Raw genomic sequence first — 14,772 nt, 5'->3', positions numbered from 1 at the left:
TCTTATTTTCAAGGGTTATCCAAATCGTTTCAACTTTAACTGTTTCTGAGGCTTTTAATAAACAAATTACATTGGATTCACAGACCCCATTCAACGCACCGATGAGGTAGACACTTGTTGATATGTCATATTTGTTAAAATATTCAGGATTTCCAATATTGGAAATGACCTTATGAAGCAGGTCAATGACTATAAAACCCAATTTTTTTTAAATTAAAAAATCGCATAGAATATGGAAAGCCATTGCGATCGAAAATAGAGGAAGCCATATTTGAAATTGCCGATTCTTGACGGAACAGTGACACCCGATGGCATCGATCTGGTCCCTTCAATCCAGCATCCTTCGGAAATGTTCTGGCGCCAGCTTTGCTACGCAGAGTTCGACGTCTCTGAGATGTCTATCCCATCAATCATGGCAGGGTGGTCAAGCGCAAAATCGCTGAAGAATACCCCGGACTGGTTTATTGCCCGGAAGCGAGCAAAAGGAAACGTCAATTTTTATAGAGTGTCAGCAGAACAGTGGCAGCAAGGATAAAAAAACAACCCATACCGATTTTCCAACTTATATGGTCCATACCCTTGAGAAACAGCCCCGCCATTAAAAGCACAAACAACGGACTGATGGTTGATAGCGGCGCAACAATGACAACATCCCCCTTGCTCAAAGCCATAAATAAACATATCTGTCCTAAAGTAGAACAGATTCCTGCCAAACCAAAAATTATCCAACCTCGAAGGCTGCTCCAGGCCCTATTCGCGTTGTTATTTGTCTGCCAGAATATGACTATCAGAGGAAAAAATAGAGCGGCTATATTCTGTACAAGCAGCCCCAGCAAAGGTTCGGCATTTAAATTCAAGCCGAGCTTTCTGAATACATGTGAAAACCCATAGCCAAGTCCGGCAAGAATCGGAAAAATCATGTCTTTTTTTGACCAGCGTTTCCCAGGAGAAGCATCGCTGTTGGATGAGCTGATGATACTCAGTCCGATTATCATGATCAGTATTCCAATTCCGATACCGGCAGTCACCTTTTCTCCCAGCAGAACAACAGCTGCCAAGGCCGCAAAGAGTGGCTTGACTGAATATAAAGAGCTGGCGATAGCACTTCCGACACGTTTTATGCCTAAGTAGAGCAGCAGCCGACCCAGGCAGGGACCGGAAAATCCTGCCATGGCAAAGAAAAATACGGCCCTGGCACTGATGGAATGAATCGGCATGACAAACACAAAGGCGACAATCGCACCCATAAGGGAAAAGCACATACTGAGGATACCAGCGGAGAAGGTATCTGTGTCCTTCAGTCCCACCCGGGCAACAACCATGTTGAGTGCATAGAAAAAAGAAGCCAAGATCGCCAGCAATTCCGCCATTCATCCCCCTCGCATGAATACATTAAAATTTACAATTACCCGTTTAAAATAGCTCCCAGCATAGATGACGTGTTGCTAACTAATTCGTTTCTCAGCTTGGTTCAACATCATAAGAATTTCTTGAAAAAAGTATTCAAATGAACATGGGGGCAGGTTTTGTATATTTTTTTCTCTTTGGATCGGCTTACATTTTTTGTGCAAGCATCTCCAGAATTTGCTCCTGCCTTTCCTTCTTTGCCAGTTGACGCGAAAGCGCTTCCCACATATGATTAAGTTTGGGAGCGCTATAGGCTTTGGCTATCTTTTGTTTGACATCGTCATCACTGCTCCAGGTAAGCTCTCCAAAGCCTTTGGCAATATAAAAAATTTTCAGGGCTTTTTCCAGCAAATAAGCCCTCACCGTTGCGATTTCGATAGTTTCACCGACAACTGCAATCCCATGGTTCTTCATGACGACTGCCGTTGCATCTCCAAGGGTTTTGGCCAGGGCCCGGCCCGACTCAGGGGTTACTACCAGATCGGTGGTTTGATCAAAATAAGGCAATGATTATGAGAAATACGTCGCAATATTATTTATCGGTCTCAGCTTTTGTTTTGTAGCCGAAAATGCAGTTGCATAAATGGGATGGGTGTGTACCACGCAGTTTACATCCGGTCTTTTTTTATATATTTCGATGTGTATGGGCATCTCTGAATGGGTGTCGCGCTGACCAACCACTTTTTTATAATTAAAATCAATGGTAACCAGATCTTCTGTGCAAGCTTCACTTAAACAAAGCCTTCGCCCCTTCATATAAATCGACTCCTGTGATTCTATCGCCCGGGCGCTCAGATGTCCTAAGTTTAAGTCATCATGCCCATTATTTCCCAAAATTCGGCAGGCCAAAGCCAGAGTCTCTTTTAATTTTTTTGACTCCATTTTATTCTCCTTGAAAAGTCTCTATAAAAAAACATTCCACCCGATCAAACAAAACATTAGATAAATAAAATCCCCTGATGCAACGGGATTCTCAATATGTAGACAAAGCACACATAGACCACACCCAAAACCACCACCGCAAAAATAATCGATAACAGCCAGCTTTCCTTTGCCCAAATTTTAAAAACAGAAAAAGAAAAACCGGAATAGCAACTAAAAAGCCCAATACGTATACTGCGGCAAGACATCCGGTGAACCATAAAAATATTGAAATTTCTCTTTTTTCTTCATTTTTCACGGCGTTTTCTCCTTTGCCAGGACTTTATGAAAGGCATCATAACAGAGCCGATAATCAATAAAAACAGGATCAGGGAGATGGGCCGGGTGAAAAACCCCATGGCACCTGCCTGGGTGGACAGGGTCTGGCGGAAAGCGATTTCAGCCATGTTTCCCAGCAGCAGCCCCAGGATCAGTGCGATGCGTGAAAAGCCGAACTTGCGCATTTCATAGCCCAGGATGCCAAAGATAAAAGTCACCATGACATCCCCCATGCTGTTTCTCAAGGCAAAGGACCCGATCAGGCACACCAAAAACAGAATCGGTGCAAACAACACCGGCCGGATTCTGGTCAGCAGGGCAATTTTATCCGCCAGGGTGAGCCCGATGCACGCCGCCACAATATGACATCCCAGCATGGAAAGTAGCAGCATGTAAACCACATCAATATTGGTGATGAAAATGTCCTGGCCGGTATCAATGCCGTGCAGGGTCAATGCGCCTAAAAAGACGGCCATACCCGAGCTTCCGGGGATGCCAAAGGCCAGTGTGGGTAGCAGGGCACCGCCTTCCTTGGCATCATTGGCGGCTTCAGAAGCGATCACACCGCGCACGTCGCCTTTACCGAAATTTTCATTGTTCCGACAGGTCTGCTTGGCATGCATATAGGAGATAAACCCGGCCACGGTTCCGCCCACCCCGGGGATGGCCCCGATTACTGTCCCCAGGGCAGAGCATCGGAGCACCAGAAACGGCTGCTTCAGCGTTAAGACAATCCCCTTCCAGACCCCGTACCCTTCTGCATTTGCGGCCTTATGGCCGGCAATGGGTTTTTTTTCACCAGCAGGTCCGTCATTTCTCCTATGGCCAGCAACCCGAAAAGGGCCGGCACCACTATATCATCCCGATGACAGTTCCTGATAACAGCATTAAAATGCCGTGGAAGGTTGACATGGTCTGGAGAGTCCCCATTAACGCAGTCGTATCAAACATCTTGGTTCCTTTTTTCAAGCCATTGACAGGTTGGAAAATGGTGTCGGTTCCCTATTATTCCATGGTCATATATTTTTTCAGGCTTTCCCTGCGGTTGTCGAATTCTCCCATGACAAGTTTCAACACCTTCTCTGTCTCCTCACCAGTGAGCGCTTCCACCGGCCGTTTGGCTTTTTTGCTCCAGTCAACAAATTCCGGGTCGGTAAGGGTTTTATACAGCGCCTCTCTGAGATATTTTGTCCGCTCGGCAGTCATGTCCGGAGGACCTGCTATAACACGGAACCGGGCCGGAATGGAATTTACTTCCGGATAACCCAGCTCTCCTAAAGTCGGCACATCCGGAAAATCGGGAATTCTCTTTTCATTCCCCATTATCAGCACCGGAATCAGCTGTTTTTTGACGAAGAATTTTCTCATGGAATCATAGGTGAAACTGACTGCATCACCATCTCCCCGCAGGGTCGCCAGTATGCCATCCTTGCTGTTTTTATGGCCGGTGATATATTTGCCGTTTATTCCTAGTTGATCAAGTCCAAGGATAGATTCAATGTCGCTGGCAAACCCCACTGCAGGGACCCGGACGACGTCGGCCTGCTGTAGGTCCTTAATGGTCTTGAATGATGATTCAGGAGGGATCCCAAGCGCCATTGATTCCCGGAGAATCGTCACCAGCCAGGTGACCTTGGTCATGTCAAAATTCTGTTTGTTGAACATCTGCGCAAAATACAACCCCGGCATGATGGGCATTCCAATGGTGTATCCATCGGGTTTTGCACTGTATACCATGGAGATGGCTATTTTATGGCCGGCACCGGGCCTGTTCTCAACGATGAGATGAACGCCTTTGGGAAGGTATTTCTCCATATACCGGCTGATGGCCCGGGAGTATGTGTCAAAGCCCCCACCGGGCTTGCCACCGATAATCAGCCGGATATCCTTTGAAGGGTAATCATCTGCCATGGCAGCAGGCGGGTAATAATGGTCTTAAATTTTGAATTCCTCATCCATGGTTTCCGGTGCAAAGAGGTCGTTAATTGTCATTAACCGTTTTGAAAGGCCCTGTTCATGGTGGTATCTCAAAAACGTTTCAAGGACCTTTTTGTTCTTTTGTATGCCATATGGCCACCAGTCATCTCCCATGAGCGCTCTGGTCCGTTCAATTTCATGGACAAGCCCTGGAAGAGAGACCCTTAATGCCGATGTATCCGAATATTCATCCATGGTCATGTTTTTTGAATTGCAAAATGCACGGTACAGATTAACGGCGATCCATGGGTGCTTTTCATATATGTCTCGTTTCAGAACAATGATGTGCATGATGGGAAATATGGCGGTCTTTTTATAATAGGCCTCTTCAACGTCCTGGTAGTTTTCAAACAGCCGGGTAACATTTCCGCCATTCAATTTGCAGGTGGAGGGAATCCGGGCAGAGAACAAGGCATCTATTTCACCTGTGTCCAGCATTTTTGACAGGGTCTGGCCCCGCGGTATGGATTTGATCCGGATTTCGGCAGGCAGATCAATGCTTACTTTTTCCGTCCTGCCGGGGGTTTCTTCTCCGCCAGTCCGCCAGAGAATGTCTTTGGGGGACACCCCGTATTCATCCTGGAGTATGCCCCGCTGCCACACAACGGCCGTGATCTGATACTCCGGCAGTCCCACAATCTTGCCCTTCAGGTCCTGGGGGGTTTTAATGCCGCTGTTTTTATTGACATAAATAGAGGAGTGGCGAAAAATTCGGGAAGTGAAAACCGGGATGCCGATGAACCGTTCATCTCCTTTGGAGCGCAGGAGCGTAAAGGTTGAAAACGAGCATTCCGACACATCAAATTCCGCATGTCTGGCCTGACGCCAAAAGATCTCCTCAACGGACAGCGGCAGGAAATGAAGTGAAATACCCGTTGGTACGACCTGTTTCGAATACAGGGGCCACACCCGGTCATACAGTGGACAGGCGCAAGATAGTGATATTGTCATAATCTCCTCCTGATTGAGAAAGTGTCCGTTTCGGACGGTTTCAGTTGCTATAACTTTTGTTCTTTGTCTTCAATTTTACTGTGAATCCCGTGGACGCTGAGAATATGCTGCCGCATCCGTTCGCTGGCTAGTTCAGGGTCATGTTGAGCGATTGCATCTATAAGGCCTTCGTGTTCCCTGATAATCCTTTTTTTGGCGGCATTGTCCAGTCTGATGAAACTCATGCGCTCTTTGTGCACGACCATGAGCACCCGCATAATCAATTGAATGACCCGGTTGTTGGACATCTGGCCCAGTACATGATGAAACCTTGGGTTGTTCTCCATTTTCGGGTCTCCGCTTTTGTATCCCTGCCGAAGAAGGCCAATGGTTTCCTTTAACCGTGCAATTTGTTCAGGAACCGCCTTGCCGGCGATTTCGGCAGCAACCTGGGGTTCAATGATAAGCCTTGCATTCAGAATTTCCTCAAGGCTTACTTGTCCTGAGTCAAACATATCGATCATCAATTCGGCCACATGGGGGGAGAGGGTTCCTGAAAAAAAAGCACCGCCCTTGCTCCCTTTTTTAATTGAGAGTAATCCGGACCGTTCCATGGAGCGCAGGGCTTCCCTTACGCTGGTCCGGCTCACATTAAATGTTTCGGCCAGTTGTCTTTCCGTGGGCAGCTTTGTTCCAACCTGGAGACCCTTTTTAAAAATGATGGCTTTTATCTGTTTTTCAATAATCCGGGAGGTTCTTTCCCTTTTGATGGGTTTGAATTCCTCGGTGGAAGGCCATTCATCACTTTGGGGGATACGGCTGACAGTTTCGTTTTTTTTGTCAATCATGGTCCGGTTAGTTTGAATAGGGTTAAAATTTATTGGGTTAATAATTGTCTAATAAAACAATTCATAGGGCACTCTTTTTAAAAAAGCAAGAAAAAAATTTAACGGCTGCAACTCTCGGAATCGGAGAACAACGTTTATACTTTGGTATTCCTTTGGCGGTATTCTTTGGGGGTCATGCCGTAATATTTTCTGAACAACCGCCAGAAATAGGAAAGATCGTTAAATCCCAGGTGGTATGCCACCTCGCTGATGGTATGGTTGTCATTGGATTTGTTCTGTAGGGTCATTGCCGCACACTCCAACCGTTGTGTGCGAAGGTAATTGCCGAATGTCAGGTGATTCTTTTTGAATAATTTGTGCACGTAGCTCACCGAGATGAAAAACTGCTTTGCAACGGTTACAGGAGAAATTTCCGGATCGTTCAGGTTGGTATTGATATATCGTTTTATCCGCGAAAATTTGTTTTCGCTGTCTATTTTTTCTGCACTGCTTTTTCCTTCGGATGTCCCAGCTACAATAAGGCCCAGCAGGTTGTCCAAATATAATCGTGATTGATCAGAATCAATTTGATCTGTGCATGCTTTAAGTAAAAAATGGATGTAATGCTTGATGGCCATATTGATTGGGGATTGATTTGAAATCAGCCTTTTTGTGGCCGCTTTCGGGTCCTTTAACATTGGCCGTAACAGCTCCCTTGGAATTATTACGGAAAGCGAGCTGAAATTTTTCGGGAAATCGAGCTGGAAGGGATACAGACTGTCGAGCAGCATGGCATCTCCGGGCCGGAGGATGGTTTCGAATCCGTGCTGGCGGGCGATTGCGATAGAACTGTTCTGGATGTGCAGTTTAAAATAATGGTTTTTCAGCTTGCTGATCCCTGTCTTTGAAAGATCTGCGATATGCTCTTCAGATCGGACGCGGTTGATACAGAAGGGATCCAGATCATTGTTTTTCACACTGCCGATAAAACCACCGTCAAGCCGTCGGTCTACACTGAGTTGAAAAAAAGTATTGCAGATCGCATCGGTCCAGAAAGAAAATTGTTCTTTAGGGTTGACAATACTTTTCGTGCTTAGTTCCTTTGAGGCTGTAGTGATTTTTACGGTCATCGCATACCCTTTCAAGTTAGCTGGCTTCGGATTTGTCCACTCCTGTCCAAAGAATATGATCTATAGTCCAAGTATTCCTGAAAGCAGGCGGTTATATATAGTACCAGAAACTATAGCTGAAAAAAAAGCTATGGGTCAATCAATTAATTTGAAGGAGGCAGGAATGGCAAGATTATTTATTCTCTACAATTTAAAAGACGAAGTGACAGAAGAAGATTTTGAAAGCTGGGTTAATTCATACAAGGGACCGTTTATCTCTGGACTTCCGGCAGTTAAAAATTATACACTGACCAAGCCGGTGGGTGCCGTGCAGATGGCCGGCGGCCCTCCGGGACCGGTGGACTCCCCGTATCAGTATGCAGCAGTTGTCAATGTGGAAAGCCTTCCAGCCTATGGGAAAGACACGGAATCTGAAGAGTATCAACAAAAGTTTATGCCCCAATTTGTCCAGAAGGTAAAAGATTTTTTGATTCTCCAATCCAACGAGGTGTTTGACGGGTAGCAAGACTTGGAAGCCAGCCGGCATGGTTCATCATCTCTCAGGGGCCGGTCAAATTCAAACGGTTAAAGATGAATCGTGGTGGCTGGAAAATAACATCTGTTTTAAATCATTTGTCTGTTTAGCGATTGAAATAATACATAAATTTGTGGATGGAGGGCATTGGTGTCGGTAATTACAAAGGTTTGCTTTTCAATTCCGATCTCATCTAAGAAATAAACAAAGGCCTCTAATGATCCTTTTTGATGCTCGCTCAGTACGTTCACGTTTAACATATGCTCTTTTAATGGGTTAGGACCGCAAATTTTATAAATTGAACATAATAGCTTGCCTTTTGGCCCATCTACTGCGTTTCATCAAAGGCTAAATAGGCCTGCTATTAAACCTTTAATGCGCCTTGTAGATGAACCAAAATTCTGCGCTATTATGTCCAATTTATTTCATCTGCGGTCCTTAGTGGCTTGATTCCATAAGTTTTTAAAAAGCCAATTCGACCCGTTGGTGCAATGTAAAGCGCCAAATAAAACTATGTGGCGACTTCCTTTCTTGTATTTTTCCCAGAAGTTATGAACAATGGATTGTTCTCGTGGATTAGATTTTTAAAAATTTCTTTTTTTAAGGGAATTATATGGAGGGAATAAAATTACTTGCTGGATGTTCCCCCCTGAATCGGCCGGGAAAAAATCCCTGGAAATGGTTGGGAATTAAATCCCCATTCCCAATCCGCACCGGATCTAACAAAACCTATCGTATCGAAGATGCTGCATTAGGCGCTTTTTCCATTTTCTTTACTCAGAGCCCATCTTTTTTATCTTTCCAAAATGCTATGTGAAAAAAGAAGTAGAATTTACAACCGAAACCCCATATACGTAGAATACCAGACAAAGTCTTCTAAAAAATATCAATAATGTTCTTGACATATTTCATACGTATGAAGTATGAAGTTTAAAACATCACACAAAAATGGAGAATTCATGAGCAAGCCATTAATTGTACCCGATGTCAGTTCATCAAATATTCCAGATAAAGTCAGGGGCATTTTAAAAGAAGCGATTTATGATAGGCGCCTTAAGCCGGGTGATAAACTGCCCTCGGAAGAAGATTTGAGAAATCAATTCAAAGTGTCCAAAACAGTAATGCGAGAGGCCCTGGGCCAGCTTGTTGCTGAGGGATTGATTGAAAAAAGACGGGGTGCTAAGGGAGGGAGTTTTGTTGCCGAAGGAAATGCAGATCGAATTTTGAATGTCGTTGTAGACTGCTACCACCTTGGCGGCTTGACCATTGAAGAGGTCATCGATTTCAGGAGGAATATCGAACCTACTGTTTTGGAACTTGCCTGTGAAAGGCATGAAAAGTCAGATCTTGACATTCTTAAAATAAATTTAGATACGTGCAAAAACAGGTTGAACAATGGGGATGTGGACCGGGAAAATCAAGTTGATTTTCACAGGTTGATTGCCATTGCCAGTCACAATCGTCTATTGGTGTCATCAATGAGCGCTGCTATAAAAATTTCTCGGGAATTTACTTCAAAATTAGAATTTCCGTTTAGTGAAGCCAAAGAAGATTATGAATATAACGTTGAATTTTTTGAATGCATTAAGAATAGAAACACCGATCACGCACGCAGGCTTATGTCAAAACATTTTGAACGATCTAAACTGCTTGTGGAAAGATATAAAACCCTTAATCGATGACCAAGACCATAATTTCGGGATTATAAAAATGGAAAAGCGATATAAAAACTGCACCATTATTACTGGAACAGGTAGGGTGATAGACTCAGGCTGGCTGCAGGTTAAAAATGGGACGATTGCAGCCCTTGGTTTAATGGCCGAGATAAAATCAGATTATTCTGGAGATGATATTGATCTCGACGGGATGACCGTCATGCCGGGGATGATTGACTGTCATCTTCATCTTGTGATGGACGGATCACCTGACCCCACACTTCCCCTCATGGGTATGGATGACAGCACGGCGACCATCATTATGATTAACAATGCCTGGAAAACATTGAATGCGGGTTTTACAACTGTTCGTGATTTAGGCTGTTTGAATCATGTTGGGCTGAAAGTAAGGGATGCCATTAACAATGGCCTGGTAAAAGGTCCGAGAATTCTGTGTGCTGGACAGATGATCTGTATGACAGGTGGACATGGTTGGCAAATAGGCATTGAAGCAGATGGCCCAAACGAAGTCCGGAAAGCGGTGCGCAAGCAGCTCAAAGCAGGTGTGGACGTTGTAAAACTGATGGCCACGGGCGGTATTTGCACAAAAGGAGTAGAGCCGGGGCAGACACAGTACAGTCTGGAGGAAATGACTGCAGGCGTTGAAGAGGCCCATAAAGCAGGTATTTCTACTGCTGCTCACGCCCAGGGATTGAATGGGGTCAAAATCGCGCTTCATGCTGGAATTGATACCATTGAACACGGTATGAACCTGGATGATGAGGCTATCAATTTGATGCTTGAGAACAATGTGCCACTGATTCCAACCTTGTCTGCCGGCGCTCATATCATCAGCAATGGCCTTCAAGCAGGCATCCCATCTTATATCGTTGAAAAGTCTATCTGTCATCGTGAAAATCGCATCAAAAGCTGTATAAATGCATTTAAGGCTGGTGTTGCCATCGCTTTGGGTACGGATGCGGGCACCCCGTTTAACCTTCATGGGAACAATGCGTTTGAATTATCAGAACTTTATGCAACCGGGATGACACCCCACGAAATAATTATTTCAGCCACGGCAGCCGCAGCAAAAGCACTAAAGATAAGTGATATGACCGGGACAATCGAAATCGGTAAACAGTCAGATTTGCTAATATTAAAAACAAATCCGTTGACGGATATAAAGGTACTCCAGCAAAGAAAAACTATTGCGGATATCCATATTGCAGGAAAAAGTATATTTGCTGAAAATAATTTTCAAATGGTTCTGGAATCAAACGTATGAAAGCGTATATTATCAGGCGCTTATTTCAAGCAATAGCGGTCTGTCTTGCGATCTCTATGATTTCATTTTTTTTGCTTTTTTTAAATTCCGATCCGGCTTTACTGCTGCTTCCCCCAGAGGCAGAAATTGAAGATATTGAAATATTTAAAAAATCCATGGGCCTTGATCGTCCGGTTTTGATTCAATATTTGTCTTTTTTGAAAAAAGTATTGCTACATGGCGATTTCGGGAATTCTTTTGTATCAAAAATTCCTGCTTTAGACCTGGTGATAGAGCGAATTCCTGCTACATTGAAGCTGTCTCTGTTGGCGGTTCTACTTGCTAACGCACTTGCTATCCCTATGGGGATGATTTCTGCTGTGAAACGCTATACTTTAGCTGACAACCTTATCACTTTTCTGGCGCTTGTCGGCCAGGCTATGCCGTTATACTGGTTTGGCATCATGCTTATCATTATTTTTGGTGTTTTCCTGGGATGGCTTCCTATTTCCGGCAGCGATAGTTTTGTTCATATGATTATGCCATCCATTACCCTGGGTGCCTGGCTCCTGCCAGTAAATATGAGGCTTGTGCGATCTGGAATGCTTGATGTACTGAATCAGGATTACATCCGAACGGCAAGGGCCAAAGGACTTTTTGAAAAAACAGTGATGATCAAGCATGCGTTTAAAAATGCGATGATTCCCATGGTTACCGTTACCGGTATGCAATTGAGCCTCCTTCTGGGTGGCGCTGTTGTGACAGAAACTGTTTTTGCCTGGCCCGGTCTTGGCCGACTTGCCGTGGAATCCATCCGCATGGGTGATTATCCTGTTGTACAGGCAATTGTAGTCTTTTTCGCACTGTGTGTTGTGATTGGAAATCTTTTAGCCGATATTTTGACCGCGTTTATCGATCCGAGAATCCGCCTGGAGTAAATTATGAGTTCTGAAACAATTATGACAGTGCCCCATGTAAATCAGAAAAAGCCATCATCATTGTTTAACATACTTCGAAAAATGTGGGACCTTAAACTTGGTATGATGGGTGGGGTTATTATTGTGGGAATGCTGATTTGTGCAGTTGGCGCCCACCTTATTGCACCATTTGACCCTTATGAACAAGATATCATGGAACGACTTTTGCCTCCGTCTTTCCTTGAAGGAGGATCAGCCAAACACCTACTGGGGACAGACAGCGTTGGAAGGGACACCTTAAGCCGGATCATTTACGGTACGAGAATTTCTTTAATTGTCGGTATTTCTGCTGTTCTCATCCAGGTGGTTATTGGTGTGTTCCTGGGTCTGTTCGCCGGGTATTACGGTGGTAAAACCGATTCTGCCATTTCCTTTATGGTCAATGTGATGATGGGATTTCCTTTCATATTGCTCGCCATGTCCCTGGTGGCAGTTATTGGTCCCTCATTACAGAATATTATTTTTGCCCTGGGTATTACTGGATGGCCGGTTTTTACAAGAGTAACAAGGGTAGAGACAATCAAACTCAAAGAATGTGAGTTCGTTTTATGTGCAAAAACACTTGCTTTCAGCACAATGCGGATTTTATTGAAGCACATTCTTCCAAATATACTGCCTTCCATTCTCGTGCTGGGAACGGTTGAGATCGCCCGGGCCATTATCCGGGAATCTCTTTTGAGCTTTTTAGGGTTAGGTATCCAACCGCCAACACCTTCCTGGGGTATGATGCTTGCTGAGGGTAGAGATTATATGCTTTCCGAATGGTGGCTGGCAGCATTGCCGGGATTTGCTATTTTCTTGAGTGCATTGGGAATAAATCTTTTGGGCGATGCCATAAGGGATATTGTTGATCCCCACATGAGGAAAAGCTGAAAATGATACAAAATTATACTGATTCTATCCTGGCGGTACGTGGATTAAAAAAATATTTTCCAATCAAAACAGGTGTGCTGAAAAAGACAACCGGATTTGTCAGAGCAGTGGACGACATCAGCTTTATACTGCGCAGAGGTGAGACCCTCGGGGTTGTCGGAGAGTCTGGATGTGGCAAATCAACAGTTGCTCGCTGTCTCATGAAATTATACGACATCACTGAAGGGGCTATCTATTTTAATGGAAAAAACATAGCAAATTTCAACGATTCGAAATTGCTTGAGTACAGAATGATGGTTCAGATGATTTTTCAGGACCCTTATGCTTCTTTAAATCCCAGGATGAGGGTTAAAGACATCATTGGTGAAGCTATCCGGGTTCACGGGCTTTCAAAAAACAGGTCATGGAAGGAAGATGTTAAGGATCTGCTTAATAATGTCGGGCTCAGAGAAAGCCATATGGCCAGGTATCCACATGAGTTTTCAGGGGGCCAGCGTCAAAGGATAGGCATTGCTAGAGCACTTGCCATGAAGCCGAAATTAATTATTGCGGATGAGCCTGTCTCTGCTTTGGATGTCTCTATCCAGGCACAGATAATAAATCTGCTTGACCGGTTAAAGGCTGATTTTGGACTATCATATTTGATTATTGCACATGACTTGGCGGTGGTTGAACACATATCGGATCGTATTATTGTTATGTACCTTGGAAACATAATGGAAACCGCATCAGACAAAGATTTATATAACCAGCCGGCCCATCCCTATACCAGGGCCCTGCTCAATGCTATCCCGGATGTTGGGAAAAAACAAAAGGGAAATCGACGGATGCTTATAAAAGGGGATGTGCCGAGTCCGATCAATCCTCCGAGCGGATGTTGTTTTCACACCCGTTGCCCAGATATGTTTTCTCTATGCAGTCGGGAAAAACCTAAAATGGTGGAAATCTCAAAAAATCATTGGGTCAGTTGCTTAAAATATAAAAGGTAAACAGATATGAATGATAATTTCCTGCTCAACATTGAAAACCTTCATACAGAATTTTCAACACCGGAAGGAAAAGTCAAAGCGGTTGATGGTCTGTCATTCAATATTTCAAAGGGTCAAACGCTGGGCATCCTTGGAGAGTCGGGATGCGGAAAGTCTGTGACTGCACTGAGTATCCTTGGCCTGTTAAGCCAGCCTACAGGGAAAATCACGCAAGGCCGTATCAATTTTAATGGTATAGACCTTTGTTGTTTGCCGAATGAAAAAATGCGTACCATAAGGGGAAATCAGATTTCTATGATTTTCCAGGAACCCATGACCTCCCTGAATCCTGTTTATACAGTCGGCAACCAGATATCAGAAGTTTTTCTCACGCATCAGAGAACAACTAAAAAATTGGCAGTTGAACAGGCTGTAAATATGCTTGAAAAAGTAGGCATCCCTTCCCCTGAAAAAAGGGTAAATGATTATCCCCATCAACTTTCCGGAGGAATGAGGCAACGTGTTATGATCGCTATGGCACTTGCCTGCCGCCCCCGGCTTTTAATCGCTGATGAGCCCACAACAGCATTGGATGTCACGATTCAAGCCCAAATATTGGATTTAATGATGGTATTGCAGGAAGAGTATGGTATGGCTCTAATGATGATTACCCATGACCTGGGCGTGATTTCTGAAGTCAGTGACCATGTCTTGGTCATGTACGCTGGCCAAGTCATGGAGTATGCATCGGCAGACATTGTCTTTGAAACCCCACGTCATCCGTATACCAAAGGTATTTTACGATCGGTTCCCCGACTGGGGAAAAAGTTCACGGAAGGGAAAAAGCCTCTTTATGAAATACCCGGTATGGTGCCCAGCCTGCATAATCTTCCGGACGGCTGCCTGTTTGAACCAAGATGCATGGTTTCAAAGCCGGTGTGTAAAAAGGAAAAACCCCCTTTATTCAGCCTGAAAAACAAAGTGAAATGTCGCTGTTGGTTGTTAAATGAAACAGCATCAGTGGCCAAATTATAAATATTACAAAAGGAG

14 protein-coding genes and 1 pseudogene are annotated in these 14,772 nt (G+C 44.3%); 7 read left to right on the top strand and 8 right to left on the bottom strand.

Going from position 1 to position 14,772, the window contains the following annotated elements:
- Positions 1–491: 491 nt before the first annotated feature.
- The 8 genes and pseudogenes from Q1Q15_RS13375 to Q1Q15_RS13340 all read right to left on the bottom strand — a co-directional run bounded on the left by Q1Q15_RS13375 (position 492) and on the right by Q1Q15_RS13340 (position 7,471).
- On the bottom strand, positions 492–1,370 hold the full coding sequence (locus Q1Q15_RS13375; protein ID WP_300460729.1) for an EamA family transporter: 879 nt from the start codon (positions 1,368–1,370) through the stop codon (positions 492–494).
- Positions 1,371–1,554: 184 nt separating this feature from the next.
- Positions 1,555–2,289: pseudogene (locus tag Q1Q15_RS13370) on the bottom strand (class II aldolase/adducin family protein).
- Between the two features lie 91 nt (positions 2,290–2,380).
- Complete coding sequence (locus Q1Q15_RS13365; protein ID WP_300460727.1) at positions 2,381–2,587, bottom strand: hypothetical protein; 207 nt, start codon at positions 2,585–2,587, stop codon at positions 2,381–2,383.
- Positions 2,577–3,314 (bottom strand): tripartite tricarboxylate transporter permease, encoded by a 738-nt coding sequence (locus tag Q1Q15_RS13360; protein WP_363320974.1) that lies wholly within the window; start codon positions 3,312–3,314, stop codon positions 2,577–2,579. The genes Q1Q15_RS13365 and Q1Q15_RS13360 overlap by 11 nt, the downstream gene beginning before the upstream one ends.
- 298 nt (positions 3,315–3,612) lie before the next feature.
- A complete protein-coding gene (locus Q1Q15_RS13355; protein ID WP_300460721.1) occupies positions 3,613–4,518 on the bottom strand; it encodes a tripartite tricarboxylate transporter substrate-binding protein in 906 nt (301 codons plus the stop codon).
- Between the two features lie 24 nt (positions 4,519–4,542).
- Positions 4,543–5,535 carry a hypothetical protein gene (locus Q1Q15_RS13350; RefSeq protein WP_300460719.1) on the bottom strand — a complete coding sequence of 331 codons (993 nt, stop codon included), beginning with the start codon at positions 5,533–5,535 and terminating at the stop codon, positions 4,543–4,545.
- A gap of 47 nt (positions 5,536–5,582) precedes the next feature.
- On the bottom strand, positions 5,583–6,362 hold the full coding sequence (locus tag Q1Q15_RS13345) for a FadR/GntR family transcriptional regulator (RefSeq protein ID WP_300460716.1): 780 nt from the start codon (positions 6,360–6,362) through the stop codon (positions 5,583–5,585).
- A 134-nt stretch (positions 6,363–6,496) separates the two neighbouring features.
- Positions 6,497–7,471, bottom strand: a complete 975-nt coding sequence (locus tag Q1Q15_RS13340; protein ID WP_300460713.1) for a helix-turn-helix domain-containing protein — start codon at positions 7,469–7,471, stop codon at positions 6,497–6,499.
- Positions 7,472–7,634: 163 nt separating this feature from the next.
- Between Q1Q15_RS13340 and Q1Q15_RS13335 the strand changes: the two genes are divergently transcribed.
- From Q1Q15_RS13335 to Q1Q15_RS13305, 7 genes are all read left to right on the top strand, one after another.
- Positions 7,635–7,973: a hypothetical protein gene (locus Q1Q15_RS13335; protein ID WP_300460710.1), complete on the top strand. Its 339-nt coding sequence runs from the start codon at positions 7,635–7,637 to the stop codon at positions 7,971–7,973.
- 971 nt (positions 7,974–8,944) lie between these two features.
- Positions 8,945–9,667, top strand: a complete 723-nt coding sequence (locus tag Q1Q15_RS13330; RefSeq protein ID WP_300460707.1) for an FCD domain-containing protein — start codon at positions 8,945–8,947, stop codon at positions 9,665–9,667.
- 28 nt (positions 9,668–9,695) lie between these two features.
- The gene (locus tag Q1Q15_RS13325; protein WP_300460704.1) at positions 9,696–10,925 is read left to right on the top strand and encodes an amidohydrolase family protein; all 1,230 of its coding nucleotides are present in this window, start codon (positions 9,696–9,698) and stop codon (positions 10,923–10,925) included.
- Positions 10,922–11,842, top strand: coding sequence for an ABC transporter permease (locus tag Q1Q15_RS13320; protein WP_300460702.1), 921 nt, complete (start codon positions 10,922–10,924; stop codon positions 11,840–11,842). Before Q1Q15_RS13325 ends, Q1Q15_RS13320 begins: the two co-directional genes overlap by 4 nt.
- Before the next feature lie 3 nt (positions 11,843–11,845).
- Positions 11,846–12,754 (top strand): ABC transporter permease, encoded by a 909-nt coding sequence (locus tag Q1Q15_RS13315; protein ID WP_300460699.1) that lies wholly within the window; start codon positions 11,846–11,848, stop codon positions 12,752–12,754.
- Positions 12,755–12,756: 2 nt separating this feature from the next.
- Complete coding sequence (locus Q1Q15_RS13310; protein WP_300460697.1) at positions 12,757–13,743, top strand: oligopeptide/dipeptide ABC transporter ATP-binding protein; 987 nt, start codon at positions 12,757–12,759, stop codon at positions 13,741–13,743.
- 6 nt (positions 13,744–13,749) lie between these two features.
- Entirely contained in the window at positions 13,750–14,757 is a 1,008-nt protein-coding gene (locus Q1Q15_RS13305) for an ABC transporter ATP-binding protein (RefSeq protein WP_300460694.1), read from the top strand.
- Positions 14,758–14,772 lie beyond the last annotated feature (15 nt).

The organism is Desulfobacula sp. (assembly GCF_030145145.1).
In the GTDB taxonomy this organism is placed as follows: Bacteria; Desulfobacterota; Desulfobacteria; order Desulfobacterales; family Desulfobacteraceae; genus Desulfobacula.
Note: the sequence above shows the minus strand (reverse complement) of the source record. Positions and strands in the feature narration are given on the sequence as shown.

Bases quoted from the DNA above. Each gene is read 5' to 3' on its own strand.
- Q1Q15_RS13345 (WP_300460716.1), bottom strand. From the start codon at position 6,362: ATGATTGACAAAAAAAACGAAACTGTCAGCCGTATCCCCCAAAGTGAT.
- Q1Q15_RS13355 (WP_300460721.1), bottom strand. From the start codon at position 4,518: ATGGCAGATGATTACCCTTCAAAGGATATCCGGCTGATTATCGGTGGC.
- Q1Q15_RS13325 (WP_300460704.1), top strand. From the start codon at position 9,696: ATGGAAAAGCGATATAAAAACTGCACCATTATTACTGGAACAGGTAGG.
- Q1Q15_RS13330 (WP_300460707.1), top strand. From the start codon at position 8,945: ATGAGCAAGCCATTAATTGTACCCGATGTCAGTTCATCAAATATTCCA.
- Q1Q15_RS13340 (WP_300460713.1), bottom strand. From the start codon at position 7,471: ATGACCGTAAAAATCACTACAGCCTCAAAGGAACTAAGCACGAAAAGT.
- Q1Q15_RS13335 (WP_300460710.1), top strand. From the start codon at position 7,635: ATGGCAAGATTATTTATTCTCTACAATTTAAAAGACGAAGTGACAGAA.
- Q1Q15_RS13315 (WP_300460699.1), top strand. From the start codon at position 11,846: ATGAGTTCTGAAACAATTATGACAGTGCCCCATGTAAATCAGAAAAAG.
- Q1Q15_RS13375 (WP_300460729.1), bottom strand. From the start codon at position 1,370: ATGGCGGAATTGCTGGCGATCTTGGCTTCTTTTTTCTATGCACTCAAC.
- Q1Q15_RS13350 (WP_300460719.1), bottom strand. From the start codon at position 5,535: ATGACAATATCACTATCTTGCGCCTGTCCACTGTATGACCGGGTGTGG.
- Q1Q15_RS13310 (WP_300460697.1), top strand. From the start codon at position 12,757: ATGATACAAAATTATACTGATTCTATCCTGGCGGTACGTGGATTAAAA.
- Q1Q15_RS13320 (WP_300460702.1), top strand. From the start codon at position 10,922: ATGAAAGCGTATATTATCAGGCGCTTATTTCAAGCAATAGCGGTCTGT.
- Q1Q15_RS13305 (WP_300460694.1), top strand. From the start codon at position 13,750: ATGAATGATAATTTCCTGCTCAACATTGAAAACCTTCATACAGAATTT.